Here is a 17,739-nt window from a genome sequence, read left to right as displayed (position 1 = left end):
CAGGAAGGAAATGGATACAAAAAGAAAAGGCAGAGTTCTCCCTACTTATTTTATTTGATGCTCATCTGACTTTTCTAATTGACGAAAAGTTCGAGCCCTGAATAAAGACGCTTTCGCAGGATTTGTATAAATAAAAGACCTGCTGAGAGCAGCAGGTCTTCCTATTGAATCACTTAATGAAGTTCAGGGCGTTCAGAAATGTCTTGGAGAGCTACTCCTGCCGCATGGTCTGACATATCTTCTACAGATAAATCACCAAGAGAGATGATCCCTGATAATTTTCCATTTTCCACGACTGGAAGTCTGCGGATTTGATGCTCAGCCATTATTTTGCTCGCTTCTTCAAGCGTAGTCTCTGGGCTGCAGTTGTATAAACGATCGCTCATGACCTGCTGGATTGGAGTAGTTTCTGGTTTCTTATCGGCATAACCACGCAGAACTAAGTCACGATCGGTTACCATCCCCATCAACTGACCCTGATTATCGCATACAGGAACAGCCCCTACGTTCTTCTGCTTCATAATTTGAGCAGCGGAACTAAGCGTATCATCCGTACGGCATACAGATACATCACTAGTCATTATGTCTTTCACTGTTTTCATAGGAAATCCTCCTTATAGTAATTCAATATCAATGCTTAGTGTCCCCATTTCAACAAAATTATTACATGCAACCATGATCCTTATGTAGTATAATTAAATCGATATCGTCTATAATGCTGAATAAAGGCGTATAAGAAATCACAGAAATTGCAAGTTCAGCTTTTTCGTACTAAAATTAATGAAATACATACTATTTGTGAGGTGGAAGAGATGAAACTTGAAAGTACAGGTTTAGATGGACTGGTTGTAGATTTCAATCCCTTAACGGAATTAATGGAAAGTAACGGTTTCATTCTAGGTGGATCCTGGGATTACGAACGTGTGACCTACGACTATAAACTGGATGCCCCGGAGAAAAACGTGACTTATTATGTACGCGTACAGGGCTTCGCCATTGAAGGGGATGTCGACCGTGGTGACGCGGTGATCCGACTGATGGATCCTCTTCTAGGCCGTCACTACTATCCGCACGGCGTGGAATACGGAGAACAGGAAGGCTTTTCTGAAGGTATTATTGAAAAAGCAAGAAATTTAATTAAGAAAATTCAGGAACCCGCCAATAAGTACCACAATCAGGTACCTGAGCATATCGTGCTTGAGAAACTAACCAAATGGGCGGAAGAAAACCAGAATCAGGAAGTTCTTCAAAAAGTTAAAGAGCTTTCCAACAACCCGGAACAGCGTAAATAAACGACTTCCGATGGTTGTCACCCATCCGATGTTCGGAATGTTCCAATGGAGTCGCACATCATTACTTAAATGATGAGCGGCTTTTTTTAAAAATGCCTTCCAGATTTGTCGAGTTGGTTTAGGGAAAGGAGATCCATACATAAATTGTTCCGATATCTAACTAAAAAACAATGGGTCCTCATAGGGCTTTTCATACTACTTATCATTGCGGGATATTATATACTGCCAGTCTCTATCCCATTAATTTTAGCTCTTGTGACCGCTTTATTCCTTAACCCATCCATTCGATGGATGCAATTCAGGTTCCGAATGAACCGAAAAATGGCTGTTACCATTGTATTTTTGCTCTTTCTAGTCTTTCTTGGTTTACTTGGGACGTTTGCGGTTACCAGGGCCGTGGCTCAAATTGTTCAGCTTGCCGATCATGCGCCGGAATATATTAATCAAATGAATCAAGTACTTCTAAATTGGCAGAACAATATGGACAGTTTCACTCGCAATATGCCCCAGGAATTCGTTGATAAAGTAGCGACTGAATTGACGAATGCTTTTGATCGCACTACTACGGCCATCTCGCAGCAGCTGCAGTTATCCAATATCGCGTCCGTAGCTGCCAAAATACCTGAATACTTAGTTAGTTTTCTTGTGTATTTAATTGCGTTATTTTTATTTATGCTAGAACTACCCCGACTCAGGGAAAAAATGCATGCTGGTTTTACGGAAGCTACTTCTGAGAAAGTTAAGTTTATGAATGCACGTTTAGCGTATGTAGTTTTTGGTTTCCTAAAAGCCCAGTTTTTAGTGAGTATTATCATTTTTATCGTCTCTTTAGCAGGGCTTTTGTGGATATCTCCCGAAGTGGCTCTGATTATGTCACTGATTATATGGATGATTGATTTCATTCCTATTATCGGCTCTATCGTTATTCTCGGGCCCTGGTCGGTGTATATGCTGATTATTGGGGACATTTCGATGGGAGCCAAGCTCGGTATATTGGCAATTACCTTATTAGCCATTCGCAGAACGGTGGAGCCGAAGGTCATGGGGCGCCATATAGGACTTTCCCCCCTCGCCACTTTAATAGCCATGTATCTTGGTCTTCAGCTTATCGGGCTTGTTGGTTTTATCTTAGGTCCACTGGTGGTCATTGCCTTTAATTCCGCCAAAGAAGCCGGAATTATCAAATGGAACTTTAAACTATAAAAAAAGCCTGAAGCTAAAATAGCTTCAGGCTTCTTATAGGCCTTCTTTATAGCAGTCAGGCTTTGGGTTATGCACCTTTTTTTCCTTTTTAAACCGTAAAATGTCACCATTCTTTCCTGTATGAGAAAACCCATTATTGATCAGCACTTTCTGAGAAGCAATGTTTCCTCGATCACACTCTGCCTCCACACCCTTTACTTCAGGATGACTAAACGCCCATGTACACAAATGATCTACAGCTTCAGAAGCATAGCCTGCATTTCTTTCTGAATGAACGATGTGATATCCAATTTCAATTATTCCATTATCATTGGGTCTGCCTTTAAATCCAATATCACCTACGACACGTTTTCCTGATGCATCCATTATGACCCAGGGCCCAAAACCAAGCTCTTCTTCGTCCTGTTCAAGTTTTTCTGCGTAAATAGGCATAACAGCCTTTAAACCATAGTGTGGCCAATTTTTATTCCAGGGCAGCTGATACTTATAATAAAAAGCCAGTGGATTTTTCATTAGCGTCTGAGCTAACTCCAATGAAACAGGCATCAACCGCAGGCGTTCTGTGTATATACTCATTCAGTTCCATTCCTTTCCTATGTATCCTCACGTAATTATAGTCTTCTATATACCTGTTCTTCCTCTACCTTAAACAACCTAAACGTACAATAAAGCCTGTTAAAAAGATATTTTCTCTAAAGCTTTATATAAGCAGCTGATGACGTAGTAAACTTTAAAAGCTAAAAAAAGCAGCGAATGCTTGAGCACGTCCGCCGCTTTTTTGTAAATGTTTACGTCCCTAATATAGCTTTTATCATGCTGGTTGTCGTTCCGCCGTCGTAAATAATGTATAGAAGTAAGTACACCGCTACACCTGTAATAGCAGTAGAAAACCAGATGATACTGGTTACCGGTCCTACTTTGCGATGCTTAGGAATTTTACGTTTAAACGCAAGCGTTAAGGTAACTATTCCGAAGACCGCACCTACAGTGGCCAATAGGATATGAAAGATCAGGAAAACCGTATAATAAATTTTAATTTCATCAGGACCACCGAAACTAGTATTTCCGATAAAAATGGTCCGGCTCACATAAATAATAAAAAACGTTAACGCGCTGATAGCTCCGGCAACCATCACTTTTTTATGACCGGCTCTCTTATTCTTCGCTATGAGTACCCATCCAATGGCTACAAGTACAGCACTTAACACAATAAAAAAAGTACTAAGGGTCGGTAATAATGGCATCTTTCCACCTCTTTTCGGACAACTGAAAACAATAGGTCAGGGAAAGTCTATTCACTGTAATAGACTTTCCCTGATCTTATGATTCGCTTGGTATATGAGCAGGCATTGGATCAATTGTATTTCTCTCCTGGTTAAACCAGCTGAAGAATATATAGGCAATGATCGCTCCGAAAATTATTTCTTGAGTAATTTTCATGATGATCCCGCCCAGTTGCTGATCTTCAACTAGGGGCATCGGCGTAAAGTAACTTGGGCCGCTTAAGTTTGCTGCAATATCATTTAGTACGTTAGCGGGCACACATAAACTCATCGCCTGAATCCATGCCCCGGATTGGGAATAGGTGTCGTATAAAGGAGTTCCTGCAAAAATGATTAATCCACACGCAGGAGTTATTAGTACTCCATTGGCAAAGATAAAACCAATCTTCATGATCGGGCTTAGTCTGTTTAACTCCTCTAATGGAGGAAACACAGATACCCACATCACAAAAGCGGTAAACAGGATGACCGTCGTAATAATAGCATGCGCGACTTCATCAGATTTGGCATAGTCAAAAATAACAGGCATGTGGTAAAGAGAAAATAAACCGTTAAATAATAGAAGCGACAATAGAGGCTTCGTGAAAAACCGTAGTATATTTCCCAGTCCTTTTACTTGGAAAAGCTTCTTCCAAATCCAGGATGGCAAGCCTTTAATGACGAGTATCGGAAATAACAGATAATAAAGGGCCATCTGCGTCATATGGGCCGTAAACATAATATGGCCTAATAGATCTACAGGAGACCCTTTGACTACGTAAAGCAGAACCATACCTGAATAGAACATCACTTGTTGTGATATAGAAGGCTGTTCAGCCCCTTCCGGTCTTTTTGGTCCCGTTATATAAAAGTATAGAGCCGCTAACAAACAGACAAATAGTAAATAAAAAGGACTCCATAATGCTCGGAAGCCGAATATTTGAAGTTCTAACCACATTGGCATCTCACCTCAGTTTAATTTCTTTCTTCTCTATTTTAACTAACTTTACATAAAAAAACGAGTCCTGCAAAGGGAGATCAAGGATTGTTCATAATTTAGCCATAACTTCAGCAGGCATACAAAAAGACCGGGTACCCGGTCTTTTTGTAATAAGTTACCTATTATCTTTTAAATTGGATTACCACCAAATAATGGAGGAAAAAGTGATAATGGTAAGTCCCGCTACCGCAGCGCCACCATACATCATTAAGGCAGGCATATTATGTCCTTTATTCTTCATGTGCATGAAGTAATAAAGCTGGAATGCCACCTGTACAATAGCCAGGATAATTAACGTTGGGATGACGAAATAGGAATTCACTTCCATGATCACCATGCCAAAAGCTACAAAGGTAAACAGAATCATAAGCACAAAGGTGATAACCTGCTGCTTCATCTCCTCTTTATGCTGCTTCTTTTCATATTCCATCTGTCTTGTTGGCTTCGAATGGGAGCTATTTGCCATTGATTAACCCACCTTTCCCATAAGGTAAACGACTGTGAAGATAAACACCCATACGACATCAATGAAGTGCCAGTAAAGGCTTGCTACATAGAATTTCGGAGCGTTATATAAATTCAAGCCGCGTTTTTGATTTCGGATCATTAACGTAACGATCCAGGAAAGTCCAAACAAAACGTGTCCTCCGTGAAATCCAACCAATGTATAAAAGGCCGAAGCGAAGGCCGAGGACCCAAAGGTAAACTCGTACTCATGAACATAATGGAAAAACTCATAAATCTCAAAACCTAAGAAAGCCAGACCTAAAAGAACGGTAATAGCTAACCATGTCTGCATCTTACGAAAATCGTGATTCTTCATATGATACATGGCATACACACTTGTGAGGGAACTTGTTAAAAGTAACATGGTCATTAAAAAGACGAGTTCAAGACCAAACAAGTGTTCAGGGGTGTTTTCCCCTACGGTAGAACTGTTTAAAGCAATGTAGGTGCCGAATAGACTGGCGAACAATACAGTCTCTCCGCCTAGAAAAAACCAAAAAGCAAGAAATTTATTTTTACCTTCAAGGGTGGCTTTTTCCGGATCATGCGGCATATGCTTTGGATTCAATACATCTTCATGACTCATTATTTGCCAACCCCCTTCTTAATATCTTCTTCCAGCTCTTCTTTATGAATATGGTGTCCAAGATCATCTTTCAAGGAACGAATCAACATTGAACCTAGTGTAATACCCATACCGATCACGGCTGCCACGAGCCATGTTTTATCATCCGTTTGATAAATAAATCCAAAACCGGCGATGAATAGACCTAAGGACATGGTGAAAGGCAGGATGGAAGCGTTAGGCATGTGAATGTCACCAAGTGGCTCTGCTGGAGTCATTCCTTCTTTACCTTCTGTTTTTTCAACCCATAGCGGATCTAAACCACGTACTAAAGGTGTTTGTACGAAGTTGTAGTGAGGTGGCGGTGAAGGCATCGTCCATTCTAGCGTACGACCATCCCAAGGATCCCCACTCACTTTCTTCTCCTTAACGGCTGTGTAAACAATGTTGATTAAGAAGATAACGGAACCAATAGCCATTAAGAAAGCGCCAATCGTACTAATCATATTACCAGCTTCAAGTCCTTGTCCCTCAAGGAAGACCCAGTAACGACGCGGCATTCCCATTAGACCAAGGAAGTGTTGGATAAAGAACGTTAGGTGGAACCCGATGAAAAATGGCCAGAATGCCAATTTACCAAGCTTTTCATTAAGTACTTTACCAAACATTTTCGGCCACCAGTAATGTAATGCTGCAAATATACCAAAGACTACACCACCAACGATAACGTAGTGGAAGTGACCAACTACGAAATAAGTATCATGGTACTGAAAGTCAGCTGCTGCCGCTGCAAGCATAACACCCGTCATCCCTCCGATAGTAAAGGAAGGAATGAACGCTACAGACCAGAGCATAGCTGAGGTCATTCTTATCTGTCCGCCCCACATCGTGAAGAGCCAGTTAAATATTTTGATCCCTGTCGGAACAGCAATTGCCATCGTTGCTACAGCAAAGATGGAGTTAGCGATTGGTCCCATACCTACGGTAAACATATGGTGAGCCCACACCATGAAACCAAGGAAACCAATCAAAACGGTTGCGAAGACCATCGCTGAGTAACCGAACAATCGCTTTTTAGAAAAAGTTGAGAATATATCACTAAATGCTCCGAACAGAGGAAGAATTAAGATATAAACTTCCGGGTGTCCGAATATCCAGAATAAGTGCTCCCAAATAATGACGTTTCCGCCTTTCGCTACATCGAAGAAGGCAGCACCAAACATACGGTCAAACATCATAAGGAACAATCCTACAGTCAATGCAGGGAATGCGAATAGAATTAGTGTACTTGTAACAAACGTAGACCAAGTAAACAGCGGCATACGCATGTAAGTCATACCTGGTGCCCTCATGTTAACGATGGTTACCAGGAAGTTAATACCACCAATTAATGTACCAGCCCCTGAAATCTGAAGCCCCATCACATAATAATCGACTCCATGGCCCGGTGATGTGGTAGATAGCGGTGCATAGTTCGTCCACCCAGCATCAGGAGCCCCTCCTGTAAACCAGGAAACGTTTAGCAATAGGCCACCAAAAAGAAACAGCCAGAACCCTAATGAGTTCAAGAATGGAAACGCTACGTCGCGCGCTCCTATCTGCAGTGGAACCACCGCATTCATTAAAGCGAATATAAGCGGCATGGCTGCTAAGAAAATCATGGTTGTACCATGCATCGTAATCATTTCATTATAAAGCCCGGCAGAGATGAAATTGTTATCTGGTTTCATCAATTGAATTCGTATTAACATGGCTTCGAGCCCGCCGATTAAGAAGAACAGACCGCCTGCTACCAAGTAAAGATGTGCAATCTTCTTATGGTCTACAGTAGTCAAGTAATCCCAAATCGCAGCGCCGAGCCCACCATTTTGCGCTGCTGTAGTACTCACGCTTTAACCTCCCTTTTCAAACCTCTTTCTCGATTTTTGAATAATAATTTACTTATCTGTATTTCGAGTAGGGATATCATTTCCTACGTCCGAATGTTTAAGCTGAAGTAAATAATCGGCAATTTTACCGGCTTCCTCTTCTGATACAAGGTTTGCCGGCATGTTATTGCCTGGCTTAACTTCATCAGGGTGAACAATCCAATTCACCAAATTCTCTTTGGAAGGTTCTAATATACCGGCAATTTTCTCGCGGTTTCCAAAGTTCGTAAGGTTTGGACCTACGCCGGCCGAGGATCCTCCAATCGCATGGCAGCTCATACAGTTATTATTGAACAATTCCTGCCCCTCTTGAGCTGAAGTAGTCTCCGGTGTTGCTTCAGGATCTACGTTCTGCATGTCTTCTTTCCATTGTTCGAATTTATCAGGACTGACCGCCACGACCCGGAAGTCCATTAAGGAGTGGGAAGGACCGCAAAGTTCTGCACAATGCCCCCAATAAACTCCTTCTTCGTATGCTTCTAAGTACATCGTGTTCATGTTCTCACCAGGGTTTGTATCCATTTTCCCGGCAATGGAAGGCAGCCAGAAAGAGTGAATAACGTCACTGGATTTAAGATTTAAGTATACGCGTTCCCCTGTAGGGATGTACATCTCCTGACTTATGGCAATCTCCTCTTTTGGATAGTTGAAGTGCCACCAGTACTGATTTCCTGTAACCTCGATCGTCATAGCGCTTTCATCTTCTTGAGATGATTGATCTGCTAAATCGAAGGTAGCTTGCACGGTAGGCACAGCTAATACAAGAAGTAAAATAATTGGAATCACTGTCCAAATTACTTCCAGTGCTTTATTACCTTCCGTCTGCTTCGGAATAATGTTCTCTTGTCCTTTCTTCTCTCGATAACGAATAAGAACAAATGCATAAATGGCCATTACGATAACGAATACAAAAATCATGATCGCAATGCTGATCATCATAAGATCTAATAATAATTCCGCTCCGTAACCCTTAGGTTTCAAGGCACTCAGATTATCTACACCACAACCCGACAGGATTAAGGTAAGAGCACCGAACAATGCCAGAGTACGGAATTTTCCCATCCAACCTCTCATAAGTGATACCTCTCTTTCTCTTGTATAGTACTTTATTTATTAAGGAACTGACTCAATAAAAATTGAGTCAGTACTTTAAAAAGGAAACGGCAGTGTAACTACAACCATCATTAAGAACATGATTGTCAAATAGTTCAAAGAATAAACAAACATCCATGTAGCCCACTTGTAATCATCTTTCATAAAGAACCCGTAGATGCCAAGCACCAGCCAGCCGGCTGACAACGTGAAGGCAATAACTAAAAAGATGCTGCCTAAAGAAGCCAGATAAATCGGCAGCGGAAGTAGACACGCTACATAAATCACGATTTGACGCTTCGTCATTTCAAAACCATGTACGACAGGTAGCATAGGAATACCAGCTGCTTTATAGTCTTCCTTTTTCTTCATCGCTAATGCCAGGAAATGAGGCGTCTGCCATATAAACATGATTAGGAACAAGATAATCGCTTCAAGCTGAAGTCCAGGATCGATAGCTGCCCAGCCGATTAATGGAGGTACAGCACCTGAGAAACTTCCAATCACCGTATTAATGGTGTACCGTCTCTTAGACCACATCGTATAGAGTACGACGTAAACAAACCATCCAAACGCTCCAAAGATCGCGGCTTCTACCGTGGTAAATAACAGAACCACAACCCCAAGAAGAGAGGTGCTGATTCCGAGTCCTTTAATGAGAGATAATGACATTGTTCCGGTCACGGTCGGACGATTCTTTGTCCGCGACATAATCGGATCGATATCTCTATCATACCAATTGTTAATAATACAGCCGCCCGCTATCACTAAAGCGGTACCGGCCATGGTCAACAAGAAAGTGACCCAGTGGTCTATAAAAGAAGATCCTGTAAAATGCAAAGCAAGCCAGAATCCTGCAAATGTTGTTATTAAATTGGAATTGATGATACCTACTTTAATCAGACTCTTTATATCAGCTAACATTGAAGATTCACGGACAGGTGTCTGCCCAATCATGTCTGTAGAAGCGGATTCGACTGTTCTAGGGTTGTCCATCGTAATATCCTCCTCCTTCTACCTTCTTTACACTTCCTTTACATCTTCTGGTGAGCGTAAAGTTAAGAGCTGTTTCTGACTGTAAAATCCTTTGAGGTCAAGAAACATCAAGGTAATTGTATCATGGAATTAGGCTTCTATCTATTTAAACAATAGATTTTTATTAATTTGTGACAAATCTGTGACATCTTTCACAGGCCAAAATCCCACGTTTATACCTATTGTAACGTACAGATAGCCTTTGTAGGTTTACATTTATTGACTATTTCTTGACGATTGTCATCCACCTATTTATTTCTAGCAAATTCCAGACCGGAATGCAAGGTTTCGTCTATAAAAAGTAAAAATAATATTACATTTTCGGAAAAGTTTTTTAAAGAAACTACCTGGTCGATAAGTTCAAATTATAGCTACGATCTTTCAAAGTGATTTCACAGTATAGCTCCCGTTACTTGAAGACTCAGTTTCGAGATATTGGAAGTGAGGGAAGTCCTGCGGGGGGCGATTCGCTTTCCGGCCCTGCATGACGCAGGGTCGTTCGACGTTGCCACACGACGTGGCGTTATTAGTCGAACCTCTTCTGCGCGGAACCTCCTCAGGCTTCGCCTTCCGGGGTCTCCCCTGTCATTTTCATCCCACAGGAGTCTTCATTGTCCCCCTCTGGACCTTGCGAAATAGGGAGCTCGAAATGCACTTCGAAGATGCCTGTTCGACAAAGATAATGAACCTGAGAAGCGAAAGAGTATCTAGCTTATTTAAGTGTATAAATCCCGCTTTATAAGCATTTAAGGCTGCTTCAGGATGATTCCCCCTCTTATGAAAGGGGCCGTTTTACGTTTCAGGCTGGGTGGCGAAGGAAACGACGAGACTCCCGCGGGAGAAGGAGCTAGGCGAGACCCCACAGGGAGTGACAGCGACCGAGGAGGCTTGCCAGTTTCCCCGCAGGAAAGCGAGTTGTTTCCGCAGCCATCCCTCCTCTATATTAAGTAACGGACCTAAGATATCTCGAAACTGAGTCTTCAACTATACGGCCCTTTAGTTTAATAGCCTACATATTTAATATGCCAAAAACGTACAAACTTTCGTTTATGATCACTAATAATAAGTCCAGGCTTCCTTCCTTCGTATCTACTCTGTTACCTATTTAGACATCAAAAAACGATCTGCCTTTATCGAACAGGCAGATCGTCCAAACTATTTTACTCAAATTCGATCAATAGGTCTCCAACATGAATTGCTTCATTATTCTCCACGTAAATATCCTTAATTACACCATCAAATGGAGCCTGGACGGTCGTCTCCATTTTCATGGCTTCCGTAATCATCAGGTGGTCGCCTTTTTTCACATTTTCACCTTGAGCGGAAATTACTTTAATAACCGTCCCCGGCATACTGGCGCCGATATGCTTTGTATTTGATTTATCTGCTTTAGGACGCTGTTGAACAGTGGCTTTAACATTTTCGTCACGCACCACTACTTCACGCGGTTGACCATTCAACTCAAAATAAACGGTTCTTGTCCCATCTACTTGCGCTTCACCTATTGAAACCATTTTTACAATCAGCGTTTTTCCTTGTTCAATTTCCACTTCTATTTCTTCACCGAGGCGCATTCCATAGAAAAACGTCGGCGTATCCAATACGGACATATCTCCATACTGCTCTGTGAATTTTTGATAATCCATGAAAACTTTTGGATAAAGGGCATAGCTGATCATATCAAAACTTGTCACTTGACGATCCAGTGAATGAAATAAAGTCTCTTTCAGGTTATTGAAATCTACAGGGTCCAGGAGTTCTCCCGGTCGAACCTGAAGGGGCTCTCTGCCCTTAAGAACAATGCGCTGCAACTCTGCAGGAAATCCTCCGTAAGGCTGTCCAAGATAACCTTGGAAAAATTCCACTACACTATCTGGAAAATCAAGAGAATCACCACGTTCATATACATCATCTTCATTTAACCCGTTTTGAACCATGTAAAGCGCCATGTCTCCCACGACTTTTGAAGAAGGCGTCACTTTTACAATATCACCGAACATGTCATTCACACGGCGGTACATTTTTTTCACTTCATCCCAGCGGGGACTTAACCCTACTGCTTTAGCCTGCTGTTGAAGGTTACTATACTGTCCGCCCGGCATTTCGTGTTCATACACCTCTGTATGAGGGGCCATCATGCCACTTTCAAAATCAGCATAATACTTTCTCGTATCCTCCCAGAAGTGCCCAAGCTTCTCATAAGACTGGATATCAACGTCAGGCTTTCTTACACTTCCTTCAAGCGCATAGTACAGGCTGTTTGCACTTGGCTGAGAAGTTAAACCTGCCATCGGTCCTGCAGCTACATCCACCACATCTACTCCTGCTTCTACGGCTCTAGCATAGGTGAAGATTCCGTTACCGCTTGTATCGTGTGTATGCAAATGAATCGGGATGTCAATGGTTTCTTTAAGAGTGGAGATTAGCTGGTAAGCAGCTTCAGGTTTTAAAAGTCCTGCCATATCTTTGATCCCTAAAATATGCGCGCCCGCATCCTGTAACTCTTTCGCTACTTTCTTGTAATATTCCAGATCATATTTAGGTCTTGTGGAATCGAGAATATCCCCGGTATAGCAGACAGCAGCTTCTGCAACCTTATTGTTCTGACGCACAGCATCAATGGTCAGCTTCATGCCTTCCACCCAGTTAAGACTATCGAATATACGAAACACATCAATACCTGCATTGGCACTTTTTTCAACAAATTCACGGATCAGATTATCCGGATAATTTTTGTAACCAACAGCATTGGAAGAACGCAGCAGCATTTGGAAAAGGACATTAGGTGCCTGTTCTCTTAATTTAAGCAATCGCTCCCATGGGTCTTCCTTCAAAAAGCGGTAGGATACATCAAACGTAGCTCCGCCCCACATTTCCAGTGAAAACAACTGGGGAAGAAGCCGGGCAGTTGGTTCTGCGATATTCTCTAAATCTTTCGTCCGGACTCTTGTTGCAAGAAGAGACTGATGAGCATCCCGGAAAGTGGTATCCGTTAACAATACTTCCGGACGTTCCTTCAGCCATTCTGCTAAACCTTCCGGCCCTCTCTCATCCAGAATCTGCTTTGTACCTATCGGCATAGATTCAGAGTATTTGAGATTTGGTACTCTTGGATTATGAAAGGTGGGCTTCTTCCGGTTTCCATAGCCCTCAAATCCATTGATGGTTCGATCAGCTATATAGGACAACATCTTGGTCCCGCGGTCTTTTCGTTTAGGAAAAACAAATAATTCAGGAGAACGGTCGATAAACATCGTATTATATTCACCGTTCAAGAATTGCTTGTGCTGAATCACATTTTCCAGGAAAGGGATATTCGTTTTGATGCCCCTAATCCTGAATTCTTTTAAATTACGGACCATTTTATGTGCAGCCTGGTCAAAATTAAGTGCCCATGTTGATAATTTAACGAGCAGAGAATCGTAGTAAGGAGAGATGACAGCACCCTGAAACCCATTTCCCGCATCGAGACGTACACCAAAGCCTCCTCCGGTCCGGTACGCCATAATCTTCCCGGTATCCGGCATGAAATTGTTAAGCGGATCCTCGGTCGTAACCCGTGACTGAATGGCATATCCATGTGTTCTGATTTCGTCCTGATGAGGAATGGCTACTTCTGAGCTATGTAAAGCATGACCCTCAGCTATCAGGATTTGAGTCTGAACGATGTCGACTCCCGTAATCATTTCCGTAATGGTATGCTCTACCTGGACTCTTGGATTGACTTCTATAAAATAAAATTCGTCCCCCGTTACTAGAAATTCAACGGTTCCCGCATTAATGTACCCTACGTTATCCATAAGCTGAACGGCAGCATGACAGATCTTTTCTCGCACCTGTGTATCCAAGGAAACGCTGGGTGCCACTTCGACCACTTTCTGGTGACGGCGCTGCACCGAGCAGTCTCTTTCATAGAGATGGACAATATTTCCTTCATGATCTCCGATAATCTGAACTTCAATGTGCTTTGGTTCTTCTATTAGTTTTTCTACATAAACGTCATCACTGCCAAAGGCTGCTCTTGCTTCAGAGCGAGCACGGTCATAGGACTCTGATAACGTTTCAGCACTTCGTACGACTCTCATCCCTCGTCCACCGCCGCCCATAGCAGCTTTGATCATGAGTGGGTATCCATTTTTATCTCCAAATTCCCGAATTTCCTCCAAGTCTTCCACCGGTCCATCGCTTCCAGGAATAACAGGTATGTCTGCTTGCACCGCCTGATCTCTTGCTTTTACTTTGTCACCGAACATGTTTAAATGTTCACTTGTCGGCCCGATAAAGATAAGTCCTTCTTCCTCACATCTGCGAGCGAAAGCAATATTTTCTGATAGAAAACCATACCCCGGGTGAATCGCATCCACTCCGACGTTTTTAGCAACTTCGATAATGTTTTCAATATCTAGATAGGCATCAATCGGTTTTTTTCCTTTTCCGACCAGATAGGCTTCATCCGCTTTATAGCGGTGATAGGAGCCAGTGTCTTCTTGAGAATAAACCGCTACCGTTCGTATATTTAATTCGGTACATGCCCGAAAAACTCGGATAGCAATCTCTCCGCGGTTCGCTACTAATACTTTATTAATTTTTCTTAGTTCTGCCACGATCTCACTCCTCCATTAGTCCTGTATCGATTCGTACTCGTCTGCTCAGGCACTTCGTACTCCTCGTCCTCTTCTTCCTTCGCTTTAACAGTCCGGGCAATATTATTCAAGATCCCGATCGCAAACATGAGAATGATCAGAGATGAACCTCCGTAGCTTACAAATGGAAGTGTAACTCCTGTAATCGGCAATAGTCCGCTCATGGCTCCGAGGTTAATCATGGTCTGTATCGCAACCATCGAAGAAATGCCAATGGCGAGCAGTGCACCGAATGCATCACGGCATTTTGAAGAAATGTAAAGCCCTCTTAAAACAATCAGTCCTAAAAGTCCCACAGTAATTGCAACTCCAATAAACCCAAGCTCTTCTGCAATCACAGCCATAATGAAATCAGTATGAGGCTCTGGTAAGTAGCCCAGTTTCTGGACCCCCTGGCCGATCCCCTCACCCAGTAGTCCTCCAGTTCCAATAGCTACGTAAGATTGTATCAAATGATAGCCATCCTCATCTGGTGACTCAAAAGGCTGATAAGCTCCTGAGAAGCGCTCCAGTCGTTCATCTGTTACCATTTGCGAACCGCCTACCACAAGGATGGCGACCGTTACACCAACTAAAAACAATATATGTTTTCCACGAATCCCAGAACTCATAATGATAAGACTCGCAATTAATCCGATAACAGCAGCTGAACCAATATCCGGCTGTCTTATAATCAGCCCGAGGATCACACTCGTTAAAATAAGCGGGGGAACGACGGCTTTTGAAAAATGGGTAATGTACCGCTGTTTCTTTGCAAACACAGAAGAAAGGTAAATAATCAGCCCAACTTTAACAAACTCAGCCGGCTGAAAGTTCATAAACCCTAAGTTATACCAGGACACAGCATTATTCACTTCAGACCCAAAGAAAAATAAGCCTCCAAGTAATAGAATCATGAGGAGTACTGCGAGCTTCGACAGGCGCTTCCAGTGCCGGTAAGGGATTAAAGAAACGGTAATCATCAGAAACAGACCAATTCCAAACCATTGCAGCTGTTTGATAAGAAAGTGGTTACTGGCGACATCAAACCGGATCGGTCCATAAACCATACTTGCACTGTAAATCATGACGGTGCCGAAAGCTACCAAAGCAATAGGGGCAAATAATAAGCTAAAATCATACGTTTTTAAATGTCGAATCATGTTTATTTATCCCTACTTTATATATTTGTTCTCTTTCATACTGCAAAAATCCTTCTTTTCTGACATTTCATTTCTATATGTATGAGCTTCACGCTCATTTTTACAAAAAAAACTCAAATTACAACAGAACTTGTCGCAATTTGAGCTTGTCCATTCATGATCTTTGAGCAGCCTCATGTAAGACGTTTAGTTGTTGTTCCAAATTATCTAATATTTGTTTACCTTCCTCTTCGCTGATCAAATCCAACCGGACAGCGAAATGGATTTCGCGTGATAAACCGAACATTTGTGTATCTAAAACTTCCTCATAAAGTGGACACTGAGGCATAGTCAAATTGTCCATCTGTACTTTTATTAATTTTAAAATCTTATCAGCGTCTTCTTTTAGAAGGGCGTAGGCTTTCTCACGATGATCCACAGCCACATCAGACAACATCATTATCCCCTCCCATTACAGTCATTCTTTTAATAATATTATCGTCTGGGAAGGAAAATTGCAAGATTCAATTAGCTTATCTAATTAAAAAATTGACAGATCATAACGATTCGACAATAGTTCCAAAAGTCTGAGCCCTACGACACTATTCCCCTTCTCGTCAAGGCTTGGACCATAAACAGCAATCCCGCCGAATCCGTTAAGAGAAGCCACCACCGATCCGGACACACCACTTTTAGCAGGCATCCCCACTTTAATCGCAAATGATCCAGATGCATCGTACATACCACAAGTAACCATAAACGTTTTACAGATCCGTGCAAAGTGTTTAGGAATGATCTGACGGCCGGAGTCTAAATCTCTTCCTTCATTGGCAAATAGAGCGCCAATCCTTGCAAGCTGAGGAACATTCACTTCGATTGCACACTGTTTTGTATAAGCATCGAGCGTTTCTTCTACGCTGCCTGTAACAATCTGATGCTGCTTCATATAGAAAAGGAGAGAACGATTTAAGAAGGCTGTTTCAAACTCAGAGGCTGCTACCTCTTCGTTATATCCGATTGTATGATCGTCCGTCATTTCATGGACAAAACTGAGAAGACGCCCCACCTTTTCATCCGGAGTATCACCGTGAATCATGTGTGTAACTGAAAGAGCTCCAGCGTTGATCATAGGATTTAAAGGCTTGGAAGGGAGCTGCTCTAATCGATATATCGAATGGAACGGATCGCCTGTCGGCTCCATCCCGACATGATCAAATACATAGTCTTCGCCATTATCCATTAATGCTAAAGCCAGTGAGATGACCTTCGTAATACTTTGCAGGGTGAAAGTTGCCTCAATCTCCCCAGCATGGATAGAACTTCCATCTATATAATGAATGGCAACAGCCAGTTCTTCTGGATTCTGTCTGGACAATGCAGGAATATAATCAGCCACCTGCCCATCATAGGCATACGGCCTGACGTTCTCTAACCATTCTTCAAGAATTTCTGTGGTGATTTCTTTATTCATTGTAAAAGACCTCCTTTTAATGAAATCGACTTCATTTTTTGCTATGATTTGGATGGATGATTTATAAATGAAAGGTGGCTGCATCCATGATTGTTCAAATACAAGGAAATGTTAAATTTCCAATCACGCTAGATCCTACAGTTTGGATATTTGATGACCGTAAAATGACATTCGATCAAGTATTTCACCCTGAGAAAGCAAAAGCCGAAGAGGAAGAAGAAGATGAAATAAAAAGAAAGTCTTTACGATTCACCAGGGAAGTGTACCAGCAGAAGCTGAACCCTCCCGTCAATAAAAGCATACGCCGTCAGGAAAAAGAACAAATATTAAAAGGTACATTTCTTATGCCACTAAAACCTTTTCTTCATACTAGTGAGCCAGACTCAGAAGTGAAGGAAGCGGCCCTTGTGACGGATGAAGGCGAACAGACTATCTCCGCTGATCAGCTTGCGGAATCAGTCCTTCTATTCGCCGAAGAAGGAAAACCACTGAAGGAAAATGGACCGGTACATCTTTATTTTAACGATGGTTCTAACCGTTCCCATCCAATCAAAGGAATTAAAAAAATCGTAATGAAATAAAGAATGGGGCAGCTTTTTCAGCTGTCCTTTTTTGTATAA

The 17,739-nt window shown here is 42.1% G+C and carries 16 protein-coding genes; 3 read left to right on the top strand and 13 right to left on the bottom strand.

Features of this window, described 5'->3' with window-relative positions; genetic code table 11:
* Positions 1-173: 173 nt before the first annotated feature.
* On the bottom strand, positions 174-602 hold the full coding sequence (locus HBHAL_RS09060) for a CBS domain-containing protein (protein ID WP_014643085.1): 429 nt from the start codon (positions 600-602) through the stop codon (positions 174-176).
* Positions 603-812: 210 nt separating this feature from the next.
* On the opposite strand from HBHAL_RS09060, the gene HBHAL_RS09055 reads away from it, so the two are divergent.
* Together HBHAL_RS09055 and ytvI are read left to right on the top strand one after the other, a co-directional pair.
* Positions 813-1,292 (top strand): YugN family protein, encoded by a 480-nt coding sequence (locus HBHAL_RS09055; protein ID WP_014643084.1) that lies wholly within the window; start codon positions 813-815, stop codon positions 1,290-1,292.
* Positions 1,293-1,436: 144 nt separating this feature from the next.
* Positions 1,437-2,495 (top strand): sporulation integral membrane protein YtvI, encoded by a 1,059-nt coding sequence (gene ytvI / locus HBHAL_RS09050; RefSeq protein ID WP_014643083.1) that lies wholly within the window; start codon positions 1,437-1,439, stop codon positions 2,493-2,495.
* 33 nt (positions 2,496-2,528) lie between these two features.
* Here the strand turns inward: ytvI and HBHAL_RS09045 are convergent, their stop codons facing one another.
* From HBHAL_RS09045 to glsA, 12 genes are all read right to left on the bottom strand, one after another.
* Positions 2,529-3,071, bottom strand: coding sequence for a GNAT family N-acetyltransferase (locus HBHAL_RS09045; protein ID WP_014643082.1), 543 nt, complete (start codon positions 3,069-3,071; stop codon positions 2,529-2,531).
* A 212-nt stretch (positions 3,072-3,283) separates the two neighbouring features.
* Positions 3,284-3,739, bottom strand: coding sequence for a DUF420 domain-containing protein (locus tag HBHAL_RS09040; RefSeq protein WP_014643081.1), 456 nt, complete (start codon positions 3,737-3,739; stop codon positions 3,284-3,286).
* Between the two features lie 76 nt (positions 3,740-3,815).
* Positions 3,816-4,715, bottom strand: coding sequence for a cytochrome c oxidase assembly factor CtaG (ctaG, locus tag HBHAL_RS09035; RefSeq protein WP_014643080.1), 900 nt, complete (start codon positions 4,713-4,715; stop codon positions 3,816-3,818).
* A 181-nt stretch (positions 4,716-4,896) separates the two neighbouring features.
* Positions 4,897-5,223 carry a cytochrome c oxidase subunit IVB gene (ctaF, locus tag HBHAL_RS09030; protein ID WP_014643079.1) on the bottom strand — a complete coding sequence of 109 codons (327 nt, stop codon included), beginning with the start codon at positions 5,221-5,223 and terminating at the stop codon, positions 4,897-4,899.
* A gap of 3 nt (positions 5,224-5,226) precedes the next feature.
* Positions 5,227-5,850, bottom strand: a complete 624-nt coding sequence (locus HBHAL_RS09025; RefSeq protein WP_014643078.1) for a cytochrome c oxidase subunit 3 — start codon at positions 5,848-5,850, stop codon at positions 5,227-5,229.
* Positions 5,850-7,718 (bottom strand): cytochrome c oxidase subunit I, encoded by a 1,869-nt coding sequence (gene ctaD, locus HBHAL_RS09020; RefSeq protein ID WP_014643077.1) that lies wholly within the window; start codon positions 7,716-7,718, stop codon positions 5,850-5,852. Before ctaD ends, HBHAL_RS09025 begins: the two co-directional genes overlap by 1 nt.
* Before the next feature lie 48 nt (positions 7,719-7,766).
* Positions 7,767-8,831: a cytochrome c oxidase subunit II gene (gene coxB / locus HBHAL_RS09015; RefSeq protein WP_014643076.1), complete on the bottom strand. Its 1,065-nt coding sequence runs from the start codon at positions 8,829-8,831 to the stop codon at positions 7,767-7,769.
* A 75-nt stretch (positions 8,832-8,906) separates the two neighbouring features.
* Positions 8,907-9,845, bottom strand: a complete 939-nt coding sequence (gene cyoE, locus HBHAL_RS09010) for a heme o synthase (protein ID WP_014643075.1) — start codon at positions 9,843-9,845, stop codon at positions 8,907-8,909.
* A gap of 1,199 nt (positions 9,846-11,044) precedes the next feature.
* Complete coding sequence (gene pyc / locus HBHAL_RS09005) at positions 11,045-14,488, bottom strand: pyruvate carboxylase (protein WP_014643073.1); 3,444 nt, start codon at positions 14,486-14,488, stop codon at positions 11,045-11,047.
* Entirely contained in the window at positions 14,476-15,669 is a 1,194-nt protein-coding gene (ftsW, locus tag HBHAL_RS09000) for a putative lipid II flippase FtsW (protein WP_014643072.1), read from the bottom strand. The genes pyc and ftsW overlap by 13 nt, the downstream gene beginning before the upstream one ends.
* Before the next feature lie 154 nt (positions 15,670-15,823).
* The gene (locus HBHAL_RS08995; RefSeq protein ID WP_041601302.1) at positions 15,824-16,105 is read right to left on the bottom strand and encodes a YlaN family protein; all 282 of its coding nucleotides are present in this window, start codon (positions 16,103-16,105) and stop codon (positions 15,824-15,826) included.
* An 84-nt stretch (positions 16,106-16,189) separates the two neighbouring features.
* Entirely contained in the window at positions 16,190-17,119 is a 930-nt protein-coding gene (gene glsA, locus HBHAL_RS08990) for a glutaminase A (protein ID WP_014643070.1), read from the bottom strand.
* Positions 17,120-17,205: 86 nt separating this feature from the next.
* Between glsA and HBHAL_RS08985 the strand changes: the two genes are divergently transcribed.
* Positions 17,206-17,700 carry a hypothetical protein gene (locus tag HBHAL_RS08985; protein ID WP_014643069.1) on the top strand — a complete coding sequence of 165 codons (495 nt, stop codon included), beginning with the start codon at positions 17,206-17,208 and terminating at the stop codon, positions 17,698-17,700.
* The last annotated feature ends 39 nt before the right edge of the window (positions 17,701-17,739 follow it).

Origin of the sequence: Halobacillus halophilus DSM 2266 (assembly GCF_000284515.1) — a bacterium.
GTDB lineage: Bacteria > Bacillota > Bacilli > Bacillales > Halobacillaceae > Halobacillus > Halobacillus halophilus.
The sequence above is the reverse complement of the archived record's forward strand: the minus strand, read 5'-3'. Positions and strand labels throughout refer to the sequence as shown.

What these genes read in the sequence shown, in the direction of transcription:
- HBHAL_RS09060 (WP_014643085.1), bottom strand. Translation starts at nt 602, where the DNA reads ATGAAAACAGTGAAAGACATAATGACTAGTGATGTATCTGTATGCCGT.
- HBHAL_RS09055 (WP_014643084.1), top strand. Translation starts at nt 813, where the DNA reads ATGAAACTTGAAAGTACAGGTTTAGATGGACTGGTTGTAGATTTCAAT.
- HBHAL_RS09045 (WP_014643082.1), bottom strand. Translation starts at nt 3,071, where the DNA reads ATGAGTATATACACAGAACGCCTGCGGTTGATGCCTGTTTCATTGGAG.
- HBHAL_RS09040 (WP_014643081.1), bottom strand. Translation starts at nt 3,739, where the DNA reads ATGCCATTATTACCGACCCTTAGTACTTTTTTTATTGTGTTAAGTGCT.
- ctaG (WP_014643080.1), bottom strand. Translation starts at nt 4,715, where the DNA reads ATGTGGTTAGAACTTCAAATATTCGGCTTCCGAGCATTATGGAGTCCT.
- ctaF (WP_014643079.1), bottom strand. Translation starts at nt 5,223, where the DNA reads ATGGCAAATAGCTCCCATTCGAAGCCAACAAGACAGATGGAATATGAA.
- HBHAL_RS09025 (WP_014643078.1), bottom strand. Translation starts at nt 5,850, where the DNA reads ATGAGTCATGAAGATGTATTGAATCCAAAGCATATGCCGCATGATCCG.
- coxB (WP_014643076.1), bottom strand. Translation starts at nt 8,831, where the DNA reads ATGAGAGGTTGGATGGGAAAATTCCGTACTCTGGCATTGTTCGGTGCT.
- cyoE (WP_014643075.1), bottom strand. Translation starts at nt 9,845, where the DNA reads ATGGACAACCCTAGAACAGTCGAATCCGCTTCTACAGACATGATTGGG.
- ftsW (WP_014643072.1), bottom strand. Translation starts at nt 15,669, where the DNA reads ATGATTCGACATTTAAAAACGTATGATTTTAGCTTATTATTTGCCCCT.
- HBHAL_RS08995 (WP_041601302.1), bottom strand. Translation starts at nt 16,105, where the DNA reads ATGTTGTCTGATGTGGCTGTGGATCATCGTGAGAAAGCCTACGCCCTT.
- glsA (WP_014643070.1), bottom strand. Translation starts at nt 17,119, where the DNA reads ATGAATAAAGAAATCACCACAGAAATTCTTGAAGAATGGTTAGAGAAC.
- HBHAL_RS08985 (WP_014643069.1), top strand. Translation starts at nt 17,206, where the DNA reads ATGATTGTTCAAATACAAGGAAATGTTAAATTTCCAATCACGCTAGAT.